This window comes from Ruegeria sp. AD5, from assembly GCF_056542345.1.
In genome coordinates this window covers 740294-763391 of the sequence record NZ_JBQFZR010000002.1, presented here as the reverse complement: position 1 = coordinate 763391, position 23098 = coordinate 740294, and the positions used below count along the sequence as shown (strand labels likewise).

At 59.0% G+C, this 23098-nt stretch carries 25 protein-coding genes and 1 tRNA gene; 14 read left to right on the top strand and 12 right to left on the bottom strand.

Features of this window, described 5'->3' with window-relative positions:
• Positions 1-26 precede the first annotated feature (26 nt).
• A complete protein-coding gene (locus tag ACR0JG_RS12375; protein WP_480570093.1) occupies positions 27-1184 on the top strand; it encodes a deoxyguanosinetriphosphate triphosphohydrolase in 1158 nt (385 codons plus the stop codon).
• On the opposite strand, the gene ACR0JG_RS12370 is transcribed toward ACR0JG_RS12375, so the two are convergent.
• The gene (locus ACR0JG_RS12370) at positions 1166-1717 is read right to left on the bottom strand and encodes a putative pterin-binding protein (RefSeq protein WP_480570089.1); all 552 of its coding nucleotides are present in this window, start codon (positions 1715-1717) and stop codon (positions 1166-1168) included. The genes ACR0JG_RS12375 and ACR0JG_RS12370 overlap by 19 nt on opposite strands.
• A 130-nt stretch (positions 1718-1847) precedes the next feature.
• Here ACR0JG_RS12370 and argS point away from each other — a divergent pair, with 130 nt between their 5' ends.
• The 6 genes from argS (at position 1848) to ACR0JG_RS12340 (ending at position 7460) form a co-directional block, all read left to right on the top strand.
• Positions 1848-3593 carry an arginine--tRNA ligase gene (gene argS / locus ACR0JG_RS12365; RefSeq protein ID WP_480570085.1) on the top strand — a complete coding sequence of 582 codons (1746 nt, stop codon included), beginning with the start codon at positions 1848-1850 and terminating at the stop codon, positions 3591-3593.
• 39 nt (positions 3594-3632) lie between these two features.
• Positions 3633-4724: an SPOR domain-containing protein gene (locus ACR0JG_RS12360; RefSeq protein WP_255612079.1), complete on the top strand. Its 1092-nt coding sequence runs from the start codon at positions 3633-3635 to the stop codon at positions 4722-4724.
• Positions 4721-5728 carry a beta-N-acetylhexosaminidase gene (nagZ, locus tag ACR0JG_RS12355; RefSeq protein ID WP_480570082.1) on the top strand — a complete coding sequence of 336 codons (1008 nt, stop codon included), beginning with the start codon at positions 4721-4723 and terminating at the stop codon, positions 5726-5728. The genes ACR0JG_RS12360 and nagZ overlap by 4 nt, the downstream gene beginning before the upstream one ends.
• Positions 5718-6512, top strand: a complete 795-nt coding sequence (locus tag ACR0JG_RS12350; protein WP_170626808.1) for a segregation and condensation protein A — start codon at positions 5718-5720, stop codon at positions 6510-6512. Before nagZ ends, ACR0JG_RS12350 begins: the two co-directional genes overlap by 11 nt.
• On the top strand, positions 6505-7155 hold the full coding sequence (scpB, locus tag ACR0JG_RS12345) for an SMC-Scp complex subunit ScpB (RefSeq protein ID WP_170567026.1): 651 nt from the start codon (positions 6505-6507) through the stop codon (positions 7153-7155). The genes ACR0JG_RS12350 and scpB overlap by 8 nt, the downstream gene beginning before the upstream one ends.
• A gap of 65 nt (positions 7156-7220) precedes the next feature.
• Entirely contained in the window at positions 7221-7460 is a 240-nt protein-coding gene (locus tag ACR0JG_RS12340) for a hypothetical protein (protein WP_480570079.1), read from the top strand.
• Between the two features lie 3 nt (positions 7461-7463).
• Here the strand turns inward: ACR0JG_RS12340 and ACR0JG_RS12335 are convergent, their stop codons facing one another.
• The 8 genes from ACR0JG_RS12335 to ACR0JG_RS12300 all read right to left on the bottom strand — a co-directional run bounded on the left by ACR0JG_RS12335 (position 7464) and on the right by ACR0JG_RS12300 (position 12805).
• Complete coding sequence (locus ACR0JG_RS12335) at positions 7464-8543, bottom strand: 2'-deoxycytidine 5'-triphosphate deaminase (protein ID WP_170509858.1); 1080 nt, start codon at positions 8541-8543, stop codon at positions 7464-7466.
• A gap of 61 nt (positions 8544-8604) precedes the next feature.
• Positions 8605-8681, bottom strand: a tRNA-Pro gene (locus ACR0JG_RS12330).
• Between the two features lie 61 nt (positions 8682-8742).
• The gene (locus tag ACR0JG_RS12325) at positions 8743-9333 is read right to left on the bottom strand and encodes a MerR family transcriptional regulator (RefSeq protein ID WP_480570075.1); all 591 of its coding nucleotides are present in this window, start codon (positions 9331-9333) and stop codon (positions 8743-8745) included.
• Between the two features lie 18 nt (positions 9334-9351).
• Positions 9352-9654: an integration host factor subunit alpha gene (gene ihfA / locus ACR0JG_RS12320; protein ID WP_008755922.1), complete on the bottom strand. Its 303-nt coding sequence runs from the start codon at positions 9652-9654 to the stop codon at positions 9352-9354.
• A 96-nt stretch (positions 9655-9750) separates the two neighbouring features.
• The gene (locus ACR0JG_RS12315; protein WP_170406350.1) at positions 9751-10722 is read right to left on the bottom strand and encodes a beta-ketoacyl-ACP synthase III; all 972 of its coding nucleotides are present in this window, start codon (positions 10720-10722) and stop codon (positions 9751-9753) included.
• A gap of 24 nt (positions 10723-10746) precedes the next feature.
• A complete protein-coding gene (plsX, locus tag ACR0JG_RS12310) occupies positions 10747-11832 on the bottom strand; it encodes a phosphate acyltransferase PlsX (protein ID WP_170626811.1) in 1086 nt (361 codons plus the stop codon).
• Positions 11833-11856: 24 nt separating this feature from the next.
• Positions 11857-12063, bottom strand: a complete 207-nt coding sequence (rpmF, locus tag ACR0JG_RS12305; RefSeq protein WP_008756996.1) for a 50S ribosomal protein L32 — start codon at positions 12061-12063, stop codon at positions 11857-11859.
• Positions 12064-12268: 205 nt separating this feature from the next.
• Entirely contained in the window at positions 12269-12805 is a 537-nt protein-coding gene (locus ACR0JG_RS12300; RefSeq protein WP_170509414.1) for a DUF177 domain-containing protein, read from the bottom strand.
• An 84-nt stretch (positions 12806-12889) separates the two neighbouring features.
• Here ACR0JG_RS12300 and ACR0JG_RS12295 point away from each other — a divergent pair, with 84 nt between their 5' ends.
• The 3 genes from ACR0JG_RS12295 to ACR0JG_RS12285 all read left to right on the top strand — a co-directional run bounded on the left by ACR0JG_RS12295 (position 12890) and on the right by ACR0JG_RS12285 (position 16076).
• On the top strand, positions 12890-13366 hold the full coding sequence (locus ACR0JG_RS12295; RefSeq protein WP_170396685.1) for an outer membrane protein assembly factor BamE: 477 nt from the start codon (positions 12890-12892) through the stop codon (positions 13364-13366).
• 98 nt (positions 13367-13464) lie between these two features.
• Entirely contained in the window at positions 13465-14199 is a 735-nt protein-coding gene (locus tag ACR0JG_RS12290; RefSeq protein ID WP_480571107.1) for a GNAT family N-acetyltransferase, read from the top strand.
• Between the two features lie 68 nt (positions 14200-14267).
• Complete coding sequence (locus ACR0JG_RS12285) at positions 14268-16076, top strand: ABC-F family ATP-binding cassette domain-containing protein (protein WP_480570072.1); 1809 nt, start codon at positions 14268-14270, stop codon at positions 16074-16076.
• Between the two features lie 71 nt (positions 16077-16147).
• Here the strand turns inward: ACR0JG_RS12285 and ACR0JG_RS12280 are convergent, their stop codons facing one another.
• The 3 genes from ACR0JG_RS12280 to ACR0JG_RS12270 form a co-directional block, all read right to left on the bottom strand.
• Positions 16148-16690, bottom strand: coding sequence for a sugar O-acetyltransferase (locus ACR0JG_RS12280; RefSeq protein WP_170626814.1), 543 nt, complete (start codon positions 16688-16690; stop codon positions 16148-16150).
• A gap of 10 nt (positions 16691-16700) precedes the next feature.
• Positions 16701-17456, bottom strand: coding sequence for a 3-hydroxyacyl-CoA dehydrogenase (locus tag ACR0JG_RS12275; protein ID WP_480570069.1), 756 nt, complete (start codon positions 17454-17456; stop codon positions 16701-16703).
• Positions 17457-17530: 74 nt separating this feature from the next.
• Entirely contained in the window at positions 17531-18481 is a 951-nt protein-coding gene (locus tag ACR0JG_RS12270; protein WP_170567036.1) for a GlxA family transcriptional regulator, read from the bottom strand.
• Positions 18482-18614: 133 nt separating this feature from the next.
• Between ACR0JG_RS12270 and ACR0JG_RS12265 the strand changes: the two genes are divergently transcribed.
• The 4 genes from ACR0JG_RS12265 to ACR0JG_RS12250 are packed head-to-tail and all read left to right on the top strand — an operon-like array spanning position 18615 to position 23087.
• Entirely contained in the window at positions 18615-19325 is a 711-nt protein-coding gene (locus ACR0JG_RS12265) for a GntR family transcriptional regulator (RefSeq protein WP_480570066.1), read from the top strand.
• A 7-nt stretch (positions 19326-19332) separates the two neighbouring features.
• Complete coding sequence (locus tag ACR0JG_RS12260) at positions 19333-20250, top strand: dihydrodipicolinate synthase family protein (RefSeq protein ID WP_170422094.1); 918 nt, start codon at positions 19333-19335, stop codon at positions 20248-20250.
• 3 nt (positions 20251-20253) lie between these two features.
• Complete coding sequence (locus tag ACR0JG_RS12255) at positions 20254-21750, top strand: aldehyde dehydrogenase (protein WP_480570063.1); 1497 nt, start codon at positions 20254-20256, stop codon at positions 21748-21750.
• Positions 21747-23087, top strand: coding sequence for an NAD(P)/FAD-dependent oxidoreductase (locus ACR0JG_RS12250; RefSeq protein ID WP_480570060.1), 1341 nt, complete (start codon positions 21747-21749; stop codon positions 23085-23087). The genes ACR0JG_RS12255 and ACR0JG_RS12250 overlap by 4 nt, the downstream gene beginning before the upstream one ends.
• Positions 23088-23098 lie beyond the last annotated feature (11 nt).

Genomic DNA, 23098 nt, shown 5'->3' with positions numbered 1-23098 from the left:
GACGACAGGCGACAAGGACAAGACCTTTGGACAGAGCGGGTTTTGCCTCGGACCCAGGCCGCGCAAGGGGGCGGCTTGTACCTGAGGAGGAAAGCAGTTTTCGGTCATGCTTTCAGCGCGACCGTGACAGGATTATTCATGCCAGCGCGTTTAGGCGCCTCAAACACAAAACTCAGGTGTTTGTCGAGCATGAGGGCGACAGTTATCGAACCCGCCTGACGCATTCCATAGAAGTGGCTCAGGTGGCCAGGACGATTGCCGGGGCCTTAGGCTTGAACGGCGAATTGACCGAAGCGGTCGCGTTGGCGCACGACCTCGGTCATACGCCGTTTGGCCACACGGGCGAGGATGCTCTGCATGCGTTGATGGAGCCATATGGTGGCTTTGACCACAACGCTCAGGCCATTCGGATCGTAACCAAACTCGAGCGTCACTACGCCGAGTTCGATGGGTGCAACCTGACCTGGGAATGTCTGGAAGGGATAGCCAAGCACAACGGGCCGGTCACTGGTGCATTGCCTTGGGCATTGGCCGAATGCAACCAGGGCTTTGACCTCGAACTCCATACTCATGCGAGCGCTGAGGCGCAGGTCGCGGCGTTGTCGGACGACATTGCCTACAACAACCACGATCTATTTGACGGATTGCGGGCGGGATTGTTCAGAGATGAAGACATTCAGCAGCTTCCCATAATTGATGCCTGTTTCGCCGAAGTGGATGCCAAGTATCCGGGTCTTGACCCTTATCGCCGTCGGCACGAGGCGCTCAGACGGGTATTTGGCGTCATGGTTTCGGATGTTATCGACACCTCACGCGCGTTGATAGCGGCCTCGGGGGCGCAGTCGGTCGAGGATATCCGCCATCTGGGTTATCCGGTCATTCAATTCTCGGATGATCTTTGGGCGAAGCTCAAACAGATCCGCGCCTTCCTGTTTTCGCGCATGTATCGCGCACCGAGCGTGATGGAAGTGCGCGCCAGTGTCAGCAAGGTGGTTGAGGAACTGTTTCCGATTTACCTGTCCGACCCGAAACAGATGCCCAGGCACTGGCATGTCGATATCGAGACGGCAAAGGATGAGACCGCGCTGGCCCGCATCGTCTCGGATTATATCGCGGGCATGACCGACAGGTTTGCGCTGCAAGACCATGCCCGGCTTACCGGAGATCACTCGATCGCAATATAGGCGATGGCCCAGACCTGTTGGCTGGCTTGTGTTTGAGCCAGTTCAGCATCATCCGTGGGCGGGAAAACGATCATCGTGGGGCCGTAACTACCAATGCCCATCGGCACGCCATCCGCGTGGGTGGCTACGATGGGTTGGTGGGCCTCGATGCTTTCCCATGGGATTTCAGCCTGATAGCCATCCATAGCCATGGGCAGAGCAGATTTGCCCCTGGCACCTGCCATCGTCATCACGTCGGACAACAGTGGGCCAGCGAAGGTATACTCGCGCTGGTTCTCTGGCGGGCCGTAGGGGATGGTGATCTCGATCTGATCCAACCCGTCCAGCATGGCAGCGTCAAAGCCTGCTGCACCGTCATGTGTGACTTCGAGAAAACCCAACAGCCCACCGTCGTTCTCAGCGCGCGCGGGCAGATTGGTTTCGGTGATGGCGCCACCGAGCGTCAGCAGTACGTGGCCTTGAGGTGAGGGCATCTCGGCCCATGTGGGCAAGGCGGTGGTCAGCAACAGGGCGAAGGGCAGGGTAAGGCGCATTCAGGGGCTCCGGTCACGGTTTTCCCCGACCTTAGCCCTGATAGCGGTTAATCCAAGCGCAAAATTTAGGCGTCCATTGACCTTGGCGCTTTGCGTGGTAAACCCCGCGGCAAGCAAAAGGACATCCGAAATGAACCTGTTTTCCGAGATCCGCGGCCTGGTACTGGACGCGCTGGCGCAGATGCAGTCCGAAGGCGCGCTGCCTGAGGGGCTGAGCTTTGACAACGTGGCGGTTGAGCCTCCGCGCGATGCGGCGCATGGCGATATGGCGACCAATGCGGCGATGGTACTGGCGAAACCGGCGAAGATGAAGCCGCGGGACATTGCGGATGTGCTGGCAGGCAAGCTATCTGCAGACGACCGGATCACCAGCGCCGAGGTGGCGGGCCCGGGCTTTCTAAACCTGCGGCTAGCGTCTTCGGTTTGGCAGGGCGTGCTGGCTGCGGTGCTGGAAAAGGGCACCGATTATGGCCGTTCGACCATGGGGCATGGTCAAAAGGTGAACGTAGAATATGTCTCGGCCAACCCGACCGGCCCGCTGCATGTGGGCCACACGCGGGGGGCTGTGTTCGGTGATGCGCTGGCAAGCTTGCTGGCCTATTCGGGCCATGATGTGACCCGCGAATACTACATCAACGATGGCGGCGCGCAGGTGGATGTGCTGGCGCGGTCGGCATATGAACGGTATCGCGAGGCTAATGGGCTGAGCCCCGAGATTGCAGAAGGTCTCTATCCCGGCGATTACCTGATCCCGATCGGTGAAGCGCTGAAAGAGAAATACGGCGACAGCCTGATCGACAAGCCGGAAAGCGAATGGCTGGAAGAGCTGCGCAACTTTGCCACCGACGCGATGATGGACCTGATCCGCGCCGACCTGAAGGCGCTGGGCGTTGAGATGGACGTGTTCTTCTCAGAGAAGTCGCTCTACGGCACGGGTCGGATCGAGGCGGCGCTTCAGTCTTTGACCGACAAGGGCCTGATCTACGAAGGCGTGCTTGAGCCGCCCAAGGGTAAGAAGCCCGAGGATTGGGAGCCGCGCGAGCAAACCTTGTTCAAATCTACTGAACACGGGGATGACGTCGACCGCCCGGTCAAGAAGTCGGACGGCAGCTGGACCTATTTCGCCCCGGATATCGCTTATCATTATGACAAGGTGAGCCGTGGGTTTGACGCGCTAATCGACGTATTCGGTGCGGACCATGGCGGCTATGTCAAACGGATGAAGGCGGCCGTTTCGGCTCTTTCCGATGGTAAGGTGCCGCTGGATATCAAGCTGACCCAATTGGTGAAGTTGTGGAAGAATGGCGAGCCATTCAAGATGTCCAAGCGGGCAGGGAACTTTGTCACGTTGCGCGATGTAGTCGATCAGGTCGGGCCTGATGTAACCCGTTTCGTGATGCTGACCCGCAAGAACGACGCACCGCTGGATTTCGATTTCGACAAGGTGTTGGAACAAAGCCGCGAAAACCCGGTGTTCTACGTCCAATACGCCCATGCCCGCGTCATGAGTGTGCTGCGCCGCGCCGCTGAGGCCGGGATTTCTGCCGATGATGCTACGCTATCAGGGGCAGATCTGGGCAAGATCGACCACGCCTCTGAGCTGACCGTTGCCAAGAAGCTGGCAGAATGGCCACGTCTGGTTGAAATCGCCGCTCGCACAAATGAACCGCACCGGGTTGCCTTCTATCTCTATGAATTGGCAGGAGATTTCCACGCGCTGTGGAACAAGGGCAATGACGAAACCCAGTTGCGTTTCATTCAGGATGGCGATGTTGCCACAAGCCAATCGAAAATCGCACTGGCCCGGGCTGTTTCTGTTGTGATTTCAGCGGGCTTGGGTATTCTTGGCGTTACCCCGGCGCAGGAGATGCGATAACAAATATCGCCCGAACCGCCGGTCTGAGGCAGACAAGAAATGACCCGCGCGCCACTTTTTACGGCGCAATCGGGCGGTGAGGCGGAAATGGCACGTTACGATTACTCGGGGCAGCATAGCCCCGAGCAGATGCATTACTCGAATCAATCGCATCCTGAAGATGCGTATGATTATCCTGATGAAAGCTATAGCTATGATGACGCCCCGCGCGCAGGCGCTGGGCTGGGCCGCATTGTCAACGTGCTTGGGGCGGTTGCGTCTTTGGCGCTGGTCGCCGGAGTCGGCGTTTGGGGCTACCAACTGATCATGCGCGACGTCAGCGGGGTACCGGTCGTGCGTGCCGCCGAAGGACCCATGCGCGTTCAGCCCGAAAATCCCGGCGGGACGCCTGCTGATCATCAGGGCCTAGCGGTGAATGCAGTTGCCGCTGTCGGGACTGCTGCACCGCCGGCAGATCGTCTGATCCTTGCACCGCGCCCCGTGTCTCTGACTGATGAAGACACGCCCATGACCGCGCTTGAGGCCACAAATGCAGTGCAAGTGATTGAGGAACCCGCCACTGATCAGGCGATCGTGAACGCTCTGGCCGAAGGGCTCGCCGCCGAACCTCAGCTCGAACAGACGCCTGAGCAGGGCGTGCAATTGGCTTCCCTGGTCACGCCCGAAGAAGAGCCCGCGATTGATCCGGCTGATTACGCAGCGCAACAGCCCGACCCTAAGATTGCTGCACTGCCTGGTGTGCGCCGGTCGCTGCGTCCGCATGTGCGTCCAGCCCGCGCTACGCCAAGTTCTATTTCGTCCAACAGCGCTACGGAAGCTGCGATCAATGCTGCAGTAAAGGCTGCTGTTGGTCTGGATGTTGATCCCGATACATTGACCAAAGGCACGCGATTGGCTCAGCTTGGGGCATACGAAAGTGCAGATGTGGCGCAGGCCGAATGGGCACGTTTGAATGGCCGATTTGGAGAATATATGGATGGAAAACAGCGTGTTATCCAGAAGACCTCAAGCGGAGGACGAACCTTCTATCGTCTGCGTGTCATGGGGTTTGATGATCTGAGCGACTCGCGCCAGTTTTGCGCGGCCCTAGTCGCGCAGGGTGCAGACTGTATCCCGGTCGCCGTCCGGTGAGATTTGGCGCGGTTATCACCGATGCCGAAGGGCTGCGCCTGACGCCGGATGAAAAAGCTTTGTTCAAAGAGATAAACCCGTTCGGGTTCATTCTGTTTGCCCGCAACATCGAATCCGCTGACCAGACCCGCGCCTTGTGCGAGGACTTCCGCGAGGCGGTTGGCCGAAATTGCCTAATCACAGTCGATCAGGAAGGTGGCCGCGTACAACGTCTGCGCGCACCTTTAGCCCGTGAATGGTTGCCCCCTTTGGATCATGTCGCGCGTGCCGGAGATCAGGCCGAGCGCGCGATGTATCTGCGCTATCGTCTGATCGCGCATGAACTGCTGGGATTGGGCATCGACAGCAATTGTGCGCCGATGGTCGATCTGGCCCGCGAGGGTACTCATGCGTTCCTGAAGAACCGCTGCTATGGGTCCGATCCCGAAAAGGTTTCCGCGATTGGCCGAGCCGTTGCCAACGGACACTTTGATGGCGGAGTGTTGCCGGTAGTAAAGCACATGCCCGGCCACGGTCTGTCGACGCTCGACAGTCATCACGAGTTGCCGCATGTGGATCTTTCTCTAAGTGCACTGGAAGCAGCAGATTTTGCACCATTCCACGCGCTGAACGACTTGCCGATGGGGATGACGGCGCATTTGGTTTATGAACAGATCGATCCACGGCCCGCAACGATTTCTGCTGGAATGATGACGATGATTAGGGAGCGCATCGGTTTCGACGGTCTGATTATGACCGACGATATCACGATGAAAGCCCTGAAGGGCGCGCCCGCCGACTTGGCCCGACAGGCACTGGACGCCGGATGCGATGTGGCCTTGCACTGCAACGGGGCCTTTGAAGAACGCGCGCAGGTGCTCGAAGCCGCTGGTGAGATGTCGGATGCGGCACAAGCCCGCGCAGATCGGGCGCTGGCCCGGAGACAACCGCCACAGGAACTTGACATCCAAGCCGCCGAGGCGGAACTATCTGCCCTAATGGGCGGGCAGGTATATGCAGGATAACCTTTTCAGCGAAGACCCGGTCTCGGTTGCCGATCGGCTGGCCGCCGAGGCTTTGATTGTGGACGTCGACGGGTTTGAGGGTCCGCTCGATGTGCTTTTGACACTTTCGCGTACGCAAAAAGTGGACTTGCGCAAAATCTCGGTTCTGGCGTTGGCGCAACAGTATCTGACCTTTGTCGAAAAAGCGCGGCAATTGCGGATTGAGCTGGCGGCGGATTATTTGGTGATGGCGGCCTGGCTGGCCTTCCTCAAATCACGCCTGTTATTGCCTCCGGACCCGGATGACGAAGGCCCATCGGGCGAGGAACTCGCCGCGCACCTCGCGTTCCAATTGGAACGCTTGCAGGCCATGCGTGATGCCGCCGCTCGGTTGATGGCGCGTGATCAATTGGGCCGCGACTTTTTCAAACGCGGGCAGGGTGAGGATGTTACGCGTATCCGCACCGTGACCTATTCCGCCACATTGCTGGACCTGATGCAGGGCTATGCGCGTATCCGCACGCGCGACGAGTTCCGCCCCTTCGTAATGGACCGCGACGCCGTCTTCACCATGGAACAAGCGCTTGAGCGGATGCGGCCCCTGATTGGCTTTGCCGGTGCGTGGACGGATATGGAGACCTACCTGCCCGAAGGCTGGGATGCTGATCCGGTTCGGCGACGCTCTGCCACGGCTGCAACCTTCGCAGCCTCGCTGGAGCTGGTGAAAGAAGGACATATGGAGATCAAGCAAAGCGACACCTTTGCGCCGATCCATCTGCGTAAGAGGACTGAGACACGTGACTGACGCCAACGAAGAGACAGGCACACTGTTCGAAGCGCCGCCCTTGGCGGAACAGGAACGTATGGTCGAGGCCGTGCTGTTTGCCAGCGCCGAGCCGGTGACGATTGGTGATCTTGAAGCGCGGATGCCCCATGGCAGCAATGCCGCGCAAGCTGTTGAATCGCTTCAGAAACGGTACGAAGGGCGCGGGGTGCGTGTGGTGCGCGTTGGTGAGGCTTGGGCGATCCGCACAGCCCCCGATCTTGGCTTCCTGATGCAGAAGGAAACTGTCGAGACCCGCAAACTCAGCCGGGCGGCCATCGAAACGCTGGCGATCGTGGCTTATCACCAGCCCTGCACGCGTGCGGAGATCGAGGAAATCCGGGGCGTGTCCGTTTCGCGCGGCACCATTGATCAACTGCTTGAGATGGAGTGGATCCGACTGGGCCGCCGTCGCATGACACCAGGCCGTCCGGTGACATTCGTCGTAACGCCTGAGTTTCTGGATCATTTCGGGCTGGAAAACGCCCGTGACCTGCCGGGCCTGAAGGAGTTGCGCGCAGCCGGACTGTTGGAGAATCGCCCACCCCCTGGTGCTGTGTCGCTGGGCGAAGGGCAGGGTGATGACGAGGACGAAGATCAAACCGAGCTGTTCGAAGAAGAGTGATCGGACAGCCCTTTTATTGCAGCAGATCCCGCCTATCATAGGGTGCAGGAAACGGAGTTGAGCCAATGAATGCCAATCGGATCATCGATATGATCGTGCGCCGGGTGATGCGTCGCCTGGTGAACCACGGTGTGGACAAGGGTATTGATATGGCCAGCAAGGTGGGCCGTAAACCGGGTCAGTCTGATACTGGGAGCGGCCCCGAGGCGGATCGCCAGATGCGCGATACGACCAAGCGCCAAAATCAAAGCGCAAAGCAGATGCGGCAGGTGTCGCGTCAGATGCGTCGGTTCATGAAGTTCTGAAACTCAGCCCACAGCTTTGAAATGCTTGGACAGTTTCAGGCCTTGACCCTGATAGTTCGAGGCAATCCCAGCACCATATAGCTGTGTCGGCATTTCGGCCATCTTCTCATAAACCAGGCGCCCGACGACTTGTCCGTGTTCCAACACAAATGGGGCTTCGTGGCAGCGTACTTCCAGCACCCCGCGTGATCCGGCACCGCCTGCTTCGGCATGTCCAAAGCCCGGGTCAAAGAATCCGGCGTAATGTACCCGGAACTCGCCGACCATAGCGAGATATGGGGCCATTTCAGCAGCATACATTGGCGGGATATGCACCGCTTCGCGGCTGACGAGAATGTAAAACGCGCCGGGGTCGAGGATGATGCGACCATCCTTGGTATGCACCTCTTCCCAGTATTCCTGCGGGTCGTATTCGCCGATCCGATCCAGATCGATCACCCCGGTATGGGGCTTGGCACGATAGCCGACCAGATCGGTATCGGGCAGTTGCAGATCGACCGAAAACCCCAACCCGTCCTGAATGACGGCTGGCCCATCAACCAACGGCGTTTGACCATGCAACGCGGTCAGCTCGGCGTCGCTGAGTACCGCCTGACCTTTGCGGAAACGGATCTGATTCAGACGCATTCCGGGGCGCACCAGAACCGAGAACGATCGCGGGCAGATCTCGGCATAAAGCGGACCAGTGTAGCCTGCGGGAACCCGATCAAACTCGGTTCCGCCATCGGTGATCGTGCGCGTGAGCAAGTCGAGCCGCCCGGTCGAGCTTTTGGCATTGGCCACCGCACTGACGTCATCGGGCAGGGCGAGTGATTCCATCAGCGGCACCAGATAGACACAGCCCTTTTCCAGAACAGCGCCTTCAGTGATGTCGATGCGGTGCATCTCAAACTCGGCCAGCCGGTCTGCGACAGAACGCCCTTCGCCCGCCAGAAAGGACGCGCGCACCCGGTAAGCCACTGTTCCCAAACGTAGATCAAGGCTTGCCGGCTGCACCTGTGCAGGGATGATATCTGGGCTTGCGGCGATCTCACCGCGTGCAATCATCGCCTCAAGCTGTTGATTTGGGCAAACACCTGTCATCTCGATCCCCTCTGCTGCCAGAGCGGGATCTGGCCTATGTGCCATAAACGTCGGTGTGATTTGGTCGGGCTAGCAGGACTCGAACCTGCGACCTTCCGTCCCCCAGACGGACGCGCTACCAGGCTGCGCCATAGCCCGACGTTGAGGTGTTCATAAAGACTTTCCCGGCGGGGGCAAGAGGAAATCATCGCCTTTTTTGCTATCCCGCCGTGTGGTGTTCGACGCGATCCAGCCACCTGCGCAGGTCCTTGGCGATGGGTGCAATCTGGTGCAACAGCTCATCGTCATACTCGTCACGATTCCATGCCAGCGAGGCAATACCACCCATCAGCGGCGCTGCATCCAGCTCAGCCGGTATCGGTTTGGGTTCGGGGGTTGCGACGGGTTTCGGAGCCCTCGGGGCAGGGGAATGGGCGGGTTCGCCCAAATCCATGTCGATCTGGTTTGCGGATGGTTCCGGCGCTGAAGCGAACGGAACCACAGTATCGTCGATGCTGGGTGCGGGCGCGTTTTCATCCAGACTGGGCGAAAGCGAAGCAACATGCGCAACGCCCTGTTCCCGAAGGATACGCTGAACACCTTTGATGGTAATCCCGTCCTCGTGTAGCAGTTTCTTGATACCGCCCAGAAGACGCATATCATTGGGGCGATAATATCGCCGCCCACCGGCGCGTTTGACGGGTTTGACTTGGGTAAACCGGCTTTCCCAGAAACGCAGCACATGAGCCTGAACTCCGAGCCAGTCCGCAACTTCACTTATGGTGCGAAAGGCATCGGGGGACTTACTCATAACCTGGATGTCCTGAACTTACTTGCGGTTCCCTGCGGCGACGCGATCCTTCATCAGGTGCGACGGACGGAATGTCAGTACACGACGGGGCTGGATCGGAACCTCTTCACCGGTTTTAGGGTTGCGACCGATACGGGCGGTTTTGTCCCGAACGCTGAAGGTGCCGAATGACGAAATCTTAACCTGTTCGCCACGCACCAGCGCGTCAGACATGTGGTTCAGAACGCTTTCGACCAGCTGTGCGCTTTCATTGCGTGACAGGCCAACCTCACGAAAGACAGCCTCGCTCAGATCCATTCGGGTCAGTGTTTTGTCGCCCATGCTTTTTCCCCTGTTGATGTCTGAGCATATGGCGATGCAAAATTCGCTGTCAATATCAATGAATTGCAGGAGGCTCTGTAAGCCGGATTGTGCCGGTCACCAACGCAGTGCGACCGCACCCCAGGCCAGACCGCCACCAATCGCCTCTGTAACGATCAGATCGCCGGTTTTGATCTGGCCGTTTTGCTTGCCCACCGACAGGGCCAGAGGGATGGAGGCTGCCGATGTGTTGCCATGGTCCTGAACGGTGACCACAACGTTATCCATCGGCAGGCCCATCTTCTTGGCGGTGCCCTGAATAATGCGGATATTGGCCTGATGCGGCACGATCCAGTCAACATCGTCGCTGGACAGACCTGCACGCTCCAGCGCGACTTCTGCGGTTCGGGCCAGTTTTTCGACCGCATGACGGAAGACCTGATTGCCCTGCATCCGCAAGTGGCCGGTGGATTGGGTCGAAACTCCGCCATCAACATAGAGCAGGTCTTTGTAGCGTCCGTCCGAGTTCAGGTCGGTCGCCAGAATGCCGCGATCGTCCGAAGTGCCCTGACCCTCTTGCTCTTCCAGAACCAATGCGCCCGCGCCATCGCCAAATAGCACGCAGGTCGACCGGTCGGTCCAGTCCATGATTCGCGAAAAGGTCTCGGCGCCGATCACCAGTACGCGCTTGGCCTGACCGGACAGGATCAGGGCGTTGGCGTTGCTGAGCGCAAAGACAAACCCAGCGCAGACCGCCTGTACATCGAAGGCAAAACCTTTGGTCATGCCCAACCGGGCCTGAACCATGGTTGCCGCCGAAGGAAAGGTCAAATCAGCTGTGGAAGTTGCCAGCACAATCGCGTCGATATCATCCGCCGTCAGTCCGGCATCAGCCAGTGCGGCTTCGGCCGCTTTGGTGGCCAGATCGGAAGTGGTTTCGTCCTCGGCCGCGAAATGTCGCCGCTCGATCCCGGACCGGGTGCGAATCCATTCGTCCGTCGTATCCAGCGTTTTCTCGAACTCAGAGTTCGGTACAACGCGCTCTGGCAAATAATGCCCGACACCTACAACAACTGAGCGGCCTGCCATGCTGGGGTACTGCCTTTTTTGTTATTATTCCGATTGAGACACGGAATGGGCCGCATCTTGTGCAAGTGCGGCTGTTGATGCAACCCGTGCCGCCAATTTTTCGGAGAAACCGGATTCAGCCAATGTGAAAGCCAGTTTGACCGCTGCGGAAACGCCGGTTGCGTCCGCTCCGCCATGGGATTTCACCACGGTTCCATTAAGCCCGAGGAACACGCCTCCATTGACGCGGCGCGGGTCTATCCGCTTTTTCAGACGATTCAACGAGGTGATTGCCAGGATCGAGGCCAGCCGGGATAGGGGCGAGTATTTGAACGCCTCACGCAGCAAATCACCGATAAGGTTCGCGGTGCCTTCACCAGTTTTAATGGCGACATTTCCAGTGAAGCCGTCAGTCACGATCACGTCAGCTTTGTCGCCGGGGATATCGCTGCCCTCGACAAAGCCCACGAACTCGAAATTCGCCTGATCGGCAAAGTCCGAGATCATCGCGTGGGCTTCTTTCAGTTCGGCGCGGCCCTTGTGTTCTTCGGTGCCGACATTCAGCAACCCGATCCGAGGGCGGCTGAGCGCCATACCGTTGCGCGCGTATGAAGCCCCCATCAGCGCGTATTGCAAAAGGTCCTTGGCATCAGCGCGCACATCTGCGCCGACGTCCAGCATCACGTTGAACCCATGCGGATTGCGCGAGGGCCACAGGATCGCGATGGCAGGGCGGTTCACGCCGGGCAGCTTGCGCAGCCGCAACATGGACATGGCCATCAGCGCGCCCGTATTGCCGCAGGACACCGCGCCGTGCGCTTCACCTGCACGCACCGCTTCCAGAGCGGACCACATCGACGTGCTCTTGCCGCTGCGGACAACCTGGCTTGGTTTGTCTTCCATCGTGACCACGTCCGGGCAATCACGAAAAACGACGCGCCCATCAAGGACACGCCGTTTGGCAACCAGCTTGCGTAGTTCCTGTTCCTGACCGTGCAGGATGAACCCGATCTTCGGGTTCTTGTCCGCAGATTTTGCAATGCCCGCCACAACGACGGCAGGGCCCGAATCTCCGCCCATAGCGTCAACCGAGATGATGATCCGTCCGGTCTGCGTGGGCTGATCCGTCATGCCTTGGCCTGCGTCCAATCAGGCTTAGGCCGCGTCTTCGTCCAGGTCGATTTCGTCGGCCTGAGCGACGACTTCACGATCGTCATAGTGGCCGCAAGATGCGCAAACGTGGTGTGGGCGCTTCAGCTCGCCGCAGTTCGGGCATTCGTTCGGGTTTGCAGCAACCAGAGCGTCGTGTGCGCGGCGGTTGTTGCGACGCGACTTGGAAACTTTGTTCTGTTGGACGGCCATGGTCTCAACCTTTGTCTGATATGGGCTGACAGATTCGCTGTCAGCCGGGTTACGTACTTTGTTTTCTCGTGGTTTGACGCGCGTTTAAGGGGCTTGCCCCGCAATGTCCAACCCAAATTCCAATGAGCGCGCGAAAATACTGCGATTCTCGTCATGTTCAAGCGGTTTTTCTGACGGCCTGCTATGACAGGAAATCCCTCGCCTGTCACTCGTCTTTTTTCATCGCATCCCGCAGCCCGGCCAAACCAGCGAAGGGTTTTACATCCTCATCCGTGAGGGCCTGTTTGCCCGGTTCGGTATAGTCTATCTGGCCCAGCTCGACTCCATCCTTCCGTGGATATTGGGGCAGGGCCAGCGACAGCGCTTCAACCATGATCAGCGCAGGATCGATCTCGGGGCCAAGCGGTTCGGTCTCGTCATCCTCGGGGATTTCGAACTCAGGTTCTTCCGGATCGCTCCAATCGGCCACAAAGACGCGACTCACCGGGGTGTCGATGCGTGTGGTCACAGGTTCCAGCGTCACGACACAAGGTTGGATCACCGTTGCGCCCAGCTTGCCTGAAAGCGTCCAATCCCGTTTGCCCTGCGCGCGCAATTCGCCGACAAAGCTGAGCTTGCGCAGGCCAAGCAGGCCGAGCTCTTGTTTTATGGCCTCCAGCGCCTCGCCGGTCGGGCGCAACTCAAACGGGGTCGGAGCGTTTTGCGGCAGGTCTGCGACGCGTAAAGATGTCTGGTTGCTCATTCGTGAGGTTTTCCTGTGTTGAACCGGAGCCTTGGTTTCTGTAATCGGATAGGGTCCGCAAGGGGCCATGGCAAGAGGATGTGCATGTTGAAGGGTTTGAACAGGTTGAAACCAGCGTCGAAAACGCTTGTCTTTGCGGCCTGTCTGGCGGTCGCGGGCGCATGTTCACCAATCTTCAAGAATCACGGCTACGTGCCTCCGCCAGAGGATCTGGCCAAAATCAAGGTCGGCGTCGATACCCGCGATAGTGTTGAAGAAACCATCGGCGCGCCCAGCTCGGCGGGGGTAGTGCGGGATTCGGGCTATTACTATGTCGCCTCGCGCGTCCGTCATTATGGGCCCAAACGACCCGAGGTCGTTTCACGTGAACTGGTCGCGATCAGCTTTGATCAGCGCGGTGTCGTTCGCAATATCGAGCGGTTCGGCCTGGAAGACGGCTATGTCATCGTGCTGGATCGTCGCGTGACCGATTCCAACGTGGAAGACAAAGGCTTCCTGCGTCAGCTTCTGGGTAACATCGGCAACTTCAACCCGGCAAATATTCCTGGCGCAAACAACTAAAGCGACCAATTCTCTTGCAGTGGTCACAGGACAGTCACACATTCTGTAGTAAGGACCAGACAGATGTGACCGGTCAGCAACCGCAGGAGGATGCGACCATGGCGGTTTTGTTGGACAAGGGCCGATATCGCGCCCGCTTGGCGCAAACCGAGCAAGACGTGGCGGCGGCGCAGACGCTGAGGATGCTGACCTTTGCTACTGATGGTCAGGATTGTGATGCTTTTGACGAACGCTGCGCCCATGTTCTGGTCGAAGATCTGCAGGCCGGTGAGGCGTTGGTGTGCTGTTTCCGTGTGCTGACAATGCAGGGCGGCTTCGAAGTCGGACTCAGCTACTCGGCACAGTTCTATGATCTGTCGGCGCTACGCGATTTTACGGGACCGATGGTTGAGATGGGCCGGTTCTGTATCCACCCGGACTACAATGATCCGGATATCTTGCGTGTCGCGTGGGGCGCAATGACGGCGTATGTCGATCAGAACGGGATCGAAATGCTGTTTGGTTGTTCGTCATTCGCTGGAACTGAAACAGCCGAATATCTTGACGCTTTTGCGATGCTCAAACACCGACATCTGGCACCAAGGCGATGGTTGCCGCGAGTCAAGGCGCCGGATGTGTTTCGCTTTGCGGCGCGCTTGCGCAGACGCCCTGATGTAAAACAGGCGATGCTTAGGATGCCGCCCTTGTTGCGCACCTATCTGATGATGGGGGGGTGGGTCAGCGATCATGCGGTGGTAGACAGGCACATGAACACCCTGCATGTGTTCACCGGCCTTGAAATCGGAGCAATTCCCCCAGCTCGTAAACGGTTGCTGCGCGCGGTGGCTGGGTGATTTGAGTATCTGGGAAAAGGTGAAGTTGGGGCGTTGACGCCTTGCTTTGGCCGGTTTAGCTGGCGGGTATGGCGAGAATTCCTTTATTGCAGATGTCCGGTATCTCTCTGACGTTCGGGGGTGATCCGGTGTTTTCCGATCTGGACCTTGTGGTTCAACCCGGTGATCGCGTCGCGCTGGTCGGGCGGAACGGGTCAGGCAAATCCACCTTGATGAAAGTGATGGCCGGGCTGGTCGAGGCCGATCAGGGTGAAATCGTCATCCCTCCTGGTAAATCAGTGGGTTACATGGAGCAGGATCCCGGAATGCAGGGATTCGCGACGCTTGGAGACTATGCCTCAAGCGGGTTGGAACCGGGTGAGCTGTATAAGGTCGAACGCGCGGGCGAAGGGCTGAAATTCGACCCTGAGCGCGCGGTCGAAACCGCTTCGGGTGGGGAATGGCGACGCGCCGCCTTGGCCAAGCTGATGGCCGAGGCGCCTGACTTGATGTTGCTGGACGAACCGACGAACCACCTGGATATCGAGGCGATTGCGTGGTTGGAGCGTGAGTTGGGCTCGACCCGCGCCGCCTATGTTTTGATCTCGCATGATCGCGCATTCCTGCGTGCGTTGACCCGTGCGACGCTGTGGATCGATCGCGGAGTTGTACGGCGGCAGGAACAGGGCTTTGCGGCCTTTGAAAGCTGGAGGGACAAGGTCTGGGAAGAGGAGGATCAGCAGCGCCACAAGCTGAACCGCTTGATCAAGTCCGAGGCGCGATGGGCCGTCGAGGGTATCAGCGCCCGCCGCAAGCGCAATCAGGGTCGTGTTCGGGCGCTACAAGCCTTGCGCGCCGAGCGTGCAGCGCAGATCAAACGTCAGGGATCGGCTGCCATGACGTTGGAATCCGGTCCGAAATCAGGCCGCAAGGTCATCGAGGCCAATGGCGTTTCAAAGGCATTTGACTCTCAGCAGATCGTGCGCAATTTCGATCTTCTGGTTCAGCGCGGTGACCGTGTGGCCTTTGTTGGGCCGAACGGTGTGGGCAAGACCACGTTGCTGAAAATGCTGCTGGGTCAGGTCGAACCGGACGAGGGTTCGGTGGTGCTGGGTACTAACCTTGAGATCGCCGTGTTCGATCAGGCGAGGGCACAGCTGGACCCGGAAATGAGCCTGTGGGACAGCTTGACCGGCGATCCCGAGATGCGGGTCTCGGGCAAGGCCGATCAGGTGATGGTGGGCGGCCAACCCAAGCATGTAGTGGGCTATCTCAAAGAGTTTCTGTTCGATGACGCGCAGGCAAGAGCGGCTGTTAAGTCCTTGTCCGGTGGGGAAAAAGCCCGGTTGCTGTTGGCGAAACTGATGGCGAAAACATCGAACCTGCTGGTGCTGGACGAACCGACCAACGATCTGGATGTTGAAACGCTGGATCTGCTGCAGGAATTGCTGGACGACTATGATGGCACGGTGCTGCTCGTTAGCCACGATCGGGATTTTCTGGATCGGGTTGCGACCACAACCATCGCGATGGAGGGCAATGGGCGCGCAACGGTCTATGCCGGTGGTTGGTCCGACTACATCGCGCAGCGAGGTGATGTAGTTGCGAAAAAGGAAGAAAAAGCAAGGCCTTTAAAACCGAAAGTGAAGCAAGAAGCGAAGTCAAAAGCAGGGCTGTCGTTCTCGGAGAAACACCGACTTGAGAAGCTACCAGCAGAGATCGCGCGCCTTGAAGCCGAGATCGCCAAGCTCGAAGAACTGATGTCTGATCCTGAGCTGTTCACACGCGAACCGATCAAGTTCCAGAAGGCAACCGATGCCCTGGTCGAACGGCAGGAAAAACTGTCAGCGGCTGAGGAAGAGTGGCTGATGCTTGAAGAGAAGGCCGAAGCCGGTTGAGTCCGAGTTGTACAACCTCAATCGACTAGATTGTCTGAGTTGTACAAACCTATGCACCGGTTTGCGCGTGCTCAAATGGGGCGGGCGGGGTTACCGACAACAGTTGCTCCGGCGGGGACGTCCTTCGTGACGACGCTGCCTGCACCGACGATGGCGCGGTCTCCGATAGTAACGCCGGGCATGATGATCGCGCCACCGCCGATCCAGACGTTTTCGCCGATTGTCACCGGGTGGTCGATTTCCAGACCCTGTGCGCGCAGGGCTGGGTCTTTGGCGTGTTGGGCGCAATAGATCTGCACCGTGGGGCCGAGCATCGAGTCACTGCCGATGCGAACAGGCGCGGTGTCGAGAATGACACAGCCCGCATTCAGATAAACCCGGTCGCCCAGCGACAGGTTCATTCCATAAGCGCAGTGGAACGGAGCCTCAAAATAGCAATCTTGCCCGATCCCCGCAAAGAGCGCCGCCAATTCGGGAGCTATAGCCCCTCGGTCATCGGGCGGGCAGGTGTTGTGGGCATGGACCGCGCGGCGTGCTTTCATACGAAGCACTTCCAGTTCGGGGTCGAGGCAGCAATACCACTCGCCTGCCGCCATTTTCTGCCGCTCGGTCATGAAACTCGTCTTAGCGCATCCGCAGGGCACCGTCGATGCGGATGACCTCTCCGTTCAGGTAGCCCATCTCGACGATGAACCCGGCCAGACGACCGTATTCGCGCGGGTCGCCGAGGCGAGCAGGGTTGGGGACGTCCGCCGCAAGCTGTTGCTGCACCTCTTCAGGCAGGCCGGCCAGCATCGGGGTCATGAAGATGCCCGGTGCGATGGCCATCACACGGATACCAGTCGAGGCCAGATCGCGCGCCATGGGTAGCGTCATGCCGACCACGCCGCCTTTCGAGGCTGCATAGGCCGCCTGACCCTTTTGCCCGTCAAAGGCCGCGATCGAGGCGGTGTTGATAATCACGCCGCGCGCGCCATCCGGTTCGGGGTCATTCTTTGCCATCTCTGCGGCAGCAAGACGCGAGACGTTGAAGGAACCGACCAGATTGATGTCGATGGTACGCTGGAACGCCCCCAGAGGGTGGGGGCCGTCTTTGCCCACAGTCTTAGCTCCAATCGCGATTCCGGCGCAGTTCACTGCGGCGGTGATGCGACCCATCTTGTCCATCGCATGTGCAATCGCTGAAGCGACCGAGGCCTCATCCGTCACATCGGTTTGTGCGAAATGTCCGCCGATTTCAGCCGCGACTTGCGGGCCACGCTCGGCGTCGCGGTCAAGGATTGTGACCTGCGCGCCGTTCTCGGCAAAGTGACGGGCTGTGGCCTCACCCAGGCCGGAGGCTCCGCCGGTGATCACCGCAGCTGTGGTTGAGAGTTGCATGGCGGGTTCCTTCCTGATCTGAACACTTGTTCAGATAATCCCAACCATGGCCCTCTGTCCAGTCACAGCTTTGATCAATCAAGCCTGCTGCGCTGCTGCATCGGCGTGACGCCAAACGCAGCCCGGTACACACGCGAGAAATGGCCGGCGCTTTCGAAACCGCAGGCAAAGGCGACCTCGGTCACCGAAGATTCGGTCTGCAACAGCAGATTGCGGGCGCGGTCCAGCCGCAATTCCATGAAGTATTTCTTAGGCGAGGTGTTCAGGAATTTCCCAAACAGGCGCTCCAGTTGCCGGGTTGAGATGCCGATGTTGCTGGCGATGACCGAGGGGGACAACGGGCTTTGGATATTGTCGGTCATGATGTGGATTGCCTTGGCCAGATGCGCGTTCCGCATCCCGTTGCGCGATTGCAGCGAGACGCGCTGATCGGCGGTGGCGTTGCGCACGGCGTTATAGACCATCTGATCGGCCACTGCGACTGATAGATCGTGACCGTGGTCGCGTTCGATCAGGTGCAGCATCAGATCGGCGGTCGCGGTGCCGCCCGAGGCGGTCATGTGTTTTTCGTCGGCGACAAAGACGCTGCGAACAAGGTTTATCTCGGGGAAGGCCTCCATGAAAGCATCATGGTATTCCCAATGGATCGCCGCCTGCATCCCATCCAAAAATCCGGCCTCGGCCAGCAGCCATGCACCGGAACACAAGGCGCTGATATTGGTGCCCCGTGCCCTCTCTCGGCGCAGGGTTGCGAGCAGCGGGCGCGAGACGTGATTGCGCATGTTTATTCCTGACAGAACAAACAGTTGGTCACATTTTGGGATAGATCCCAATCCGCCATGCACCAAAGTGACCGATCCGTTTGAACAGACAGCATGCTCAGCGTGTTCGGACAGGAAGGACCATCGATAAAGATCTTCCTCGGCCAGCAAATTTGCGATCCGCAATGGCTCGACCGCGCAGGAGAAGGCGAGATGCGAGAATTCCTCGACCAGTATGAAGGCGTAGTGCTGTGTTTGGCTCATCGATGGGACCGGAATCAGGGCGTTCTGACAGTTTTCTGCATGCTGCACGAAAACTAAATGTATACAACATGTATTTTTATACGATACCAGAGGGCAAGCTATCGATTCGCGGGATCGTGATGAAGGGGATCGGATGAGGGACGAAGGGAAATCACCAAAAAAGGCGTTGGCTGAGCATCTGAAGATGTCGGTTCTGACCCTGCGTTTGCGTCCCGGAGAAGATTTGGACGAGGCGCAGCTGTCGCTGGCCTTTGGCTTGTCGCGCACGCCTTTGCGCGAAGTGTTCCGGCAGTTGGCCGGTGAGGGGTATCTGGACCTGCGCACCCATCGCGGGGCGCGGGTGTCAGAGATGTCTCATACCACGCTACGCGATTTCTTTCTGGTTGCGCCGATGGTCTATGGCGCGGTGCTGCGTCTGGCCGCAGCGAGTGCGACGCACGATCAGATCGATCAGTTGAAAGAGGCGCAAGAGACGTTTCGGCAAGCCTTGCGTACAGGCTCGGCTGAGGAGCGGACGCTGGCCAATACCCGGTTTCACGAGGTGACCGGAGAGATGGCGGGGAATGTCTATTTATCCCCATCGTTCAACCGGTTGCTGATCGATCACGCGCGGATCGGGATGACATTTTATCGCCCGCAGACCGCACGAATGGCTGAGAACCTTTCAGAGGCGAGCGACCAGCATGACGCCATCATCGCCGCCATCGAGGCGGGCGATGAGGCGGCTGCTGCGCAGCTGGCCGACGACCACTGGACCCTGTCACGCGATCAGATCGAGTTGTTCGTGATGCCCGAGGGGTTGGATTTTCCGCTGGGGCAGGTCCCCGGCAATACTTCTGCATGAGGGACACATGACTCCGATCTTCAGATTTGAGGGTATTTATACGCCGGTGGTGACACCCTACGCGGCGGATGGTGGCGTGAACTGGGACGCGTTGGCCGAGGTGATCGAGTACCTGATCGAGAATGGTGTGCACGGGCTGATCTCGGGCGGGTCCACCGGCGAAAACTATGCGCAGACCGTCGATGAGCGGCTGGAACTGGCGCGCTTTACGCATGAACAACTGAAGGGGCGTGTGCCTCTGGTTGTGGGAACGGGGGCGATGCTGACCGGGGACTCCGTCGCTTTGGCCTCAGGTGCGCGAGACCTAGGCGCAGATGCGATCTTGTTGGCCAGCCCGCCCTATTCGGTGCCCACCGACCGCGAGAATGCGCTGAACGCGCTGGCAATCGACAAGGCGGCTGACCTGCCGGTGATGCTGTACAACTATCCGCACCGGACCGGCACGATGATGGGGGAAGAGTTCCTGGACCGCGTAGGCCGCAGCCGGAACTTCTGTGGCATCAAGGAAAGCTCGGGCGATATCAACCGGGTTCATCTGCTGGCGCGGGATTATCCGCATATTCAGCTGGGCTGCGGCATGGATGATCAGGCGCTGGAGTTCTTCGCCTGGGGAGCGCCGTTCTGGGTCTGTGGTGGGTCGAACTTTCTGCCCGCCGAACACGTGGCGCTGTATCAGGCTTGTGTGATCGAGGGCAACTTTGCCAAGGGCCGTCGCATCATGAGCGCGCTGATGCCGCTGATGCGGGTGCTGGAGCAGGGCGGCAAATTCATCCAGACGATCAAGTATGGGGTGACCATGAACGGGATCGATGCTGGGATGGTGAGACCTCCGCTCAAAGGGCTGAACAAGGATGACAAACGCGCGCTGGAGCAGGTGACGCGCGTTCTGAAACGCAAAATCGCAGATATCGTGGCGGAGGGTTAAGGCATGGGCTTGCTGACGAAAGACGAATACGAATCCATCGCTGCGCATCTGGATCTGCCGACGGGCGCTTTCATCGACGGCGGTTATCGCCCCTCGATCTCGGGACAGGTGTTCGACACTATCAATCCAGCCACCGGGGCTGTGCTGACCAGCATTGCTGCCTGCGGATCGGAGGATGTGGATTTTGCGGTCGAAAAGGCGCGAGAAGCCTTTGACGACGGGCGTTGGTCAAAGATGGACCCCTCGGATCGCAAGGACATTCTGATCCGCCTGTGCAAGCTGCTTACCCGCAACGCGCGGGAACTGGCGGTGATGGAGAGCATCGATAGCGGCAAGACCATCTTTGATTGCGAAACCGTTGATGTTCCCGAGACGATCCACTGCCTGAAATGGCATGCCGAGGCGATCGACAAGATCTATGATCAGGTCAGCCCGGCCAGTGATGACCACATCGCCATGGTCGTGCGTGAGCCCATCGGCGTGGTTGGGCTGGTCCTGCCGTGGAACTTCCCCTTGCTGATGCTGGCGTGGAAGATCGGGCCGGCGCTGGCGGCGGGCTGTTCGGTGGTGGTGAAACCGGCGGCCGAGACTTCTCTGACTGCATTAAAGGTGGCGGAGCTGGCGTCTGAGGCCGGGTTGCCGCGCGGTGTGCTGAATGTGGTGCCCGGCGGTGGCGCTGAGGTGGGCGAACCCATCGGGCGGCATTTGGATATCGACATGGTGTCCTTCACGGGCTCGACCGTGACGGGAAAGAAGTTCCTGAGCTATTCCGCTGAAAGCAATGCCAAGGAGGTGGTGCTTGAGATGGGTGGTAAGAACCCGGCCATCGTCTTGGACGATGCGGAAAATCTGGACCGGGTGGCAGCGCATGTCGTCAATGGTGCGTTCTGGAACATGGGCGAGAATTGCTCGGCCTCATCGCGGTTGATTGTGCATAAAGACGTGAAGGCAGAGCTGCTGGAGCGTATTGCCCACCACGCTAAACATTGGAACGTAGGCGACCCGTTGGACCCAGAGACCCGCATGGGCGCGCTTGTCAGCGAGGGGCATTATTCCAAGGTGTGCGGCTATCTGGATCAGGCCGAGACTGTGCTGATTGGTGGCAAGGCGGAGAATGGGTTTGTTGAAGCCACGGTGGTCGAGGTGCCCGGAAACGATGCCACGCTGGCGCGCGAGGAGATCTTTGGCCCGGTTTTGTCGGTGATCGAAGTTTCGGGCTTTGACGAGGCGATCAGCATTGCCAATGACACCGAGTATGGGCTGTGCGCCTCGATCTTCACGGCCAACGCCAAACGCGCGATCCGTGGCGCGCGGGCGATCCGGGCGGGTACCGTCACGATCAACAGCTTTGGTGAAGGGGATATCACCACACCCTTTGGTGGCTACAAGCAGTCCGGGTTTGGTGGCCGGGACAACTCGGTTCACGCCCATGATCAGTATACCCAGCTGAAAACCATCTGGATTGATCTGGCCGATGACGAAGATGAGGCGGTAGATTGACGATCTACACCGCCAAACGTTTACCCCGGCAATCCGGCGTGGCAGGATGGAATGCCATCCTGCCTCTGCAGCAAGACCTCCCTCGGCTTGAGCAAGACCAGACCGCAGATGTGACCATCATCGGCGGTGGTTTTGCCGGGCTGTCCGCAGCGCTGAGGCTGCATCAGCTTGATCCGGCGCTGAAGGTTGTGGTGCTTGAGGCTGGGCGCTTTGCGGAAGGCTCTGCCGGGCGCAACTCGGGGTTCATGATCGATCTGCCGCATGACTTGGCCTCGGACAATTACGCCAGCGATGGGCTGGAGGCAGATCGGGCCACAATCGCGCTGAATCGTCAGGCGATTTCCTTTGCGACCCGGGTAGCCGCTGAGTGCGACCTGTCGCCGGAGATGTTCGACCCGTGTGGCAAGATCAACGCTGCTGCGACCGCAGCGGGAGATCGGCACAACGCAGACTACGCAGTGCATTTGGCACGATTGGGAGAGCCCCACGAGCTTTATGACGCACACCAGATGCAGGCGCTGACGGGCAGCCCGCATTACACTTCGGGTCTGTTTGCGCCGGGGACGGTGATGATCCAGCCAGCAGCCTATGTTCGGGCTCTCTCAACGCATCTGGCTGGGCGGATCGGTGTTTATGAAAACTCTGCCGTGACCGGGTTTCGCAAACAAGGCGGTGGCTGGGTGGTCGAGACCGAACAGGCGCGGGTTTCGACGGGGCGGATCGTGATGGCAACGAATGGTCACCTGGAAAGCTTTGGGTTTTACCAGCGGCGTCTGATGCACATCTGCCTCTACGCGTCGATAACGGAACCGCTGACGCCAGATCAGATCGCCACGCTGGGCGGACAGCCACGCTGGTCGGTAACGCCAGCGGATCCGATGGGCACTTCGGTCCGGCGGGTTTCGGGCAGTTATGGGGATCGCATTCTGATCCGGACCTGTTCAAGCTTTCATCCTGAAATCCACAGCGGCGACAGCCATTTGAAACGGGCAGGCGCGGTGCACGATCGTAAGTTTCAGGAGCGATTTCCCAACTTGCCGAATGTACAGATGCAGCACCGTTGGGCTGGGATGCTGTGCCTCAGCCGCAATGGCTCGGCCGCGTTCGGTGAGATCGAGCAGGGTGTATATGCCGCCTGCTGTCAAAACGGATTGGGTATAGCGCGAGGAACATTGCAGGGAATGGGCGTGGCAGAGCTTGTACTGGGGAAAGACTCCCAGATTGCAGATCATTTTCTGGCGCAACCGATGCCACCGCGTTTGCCACCCGAGCCCTTCGCATCGGTTGGGGCCAATGCGTATCTGCGCTGGAAAGAGTGGCGATCAGGGGCGGAATAGCTTGCAGGCTG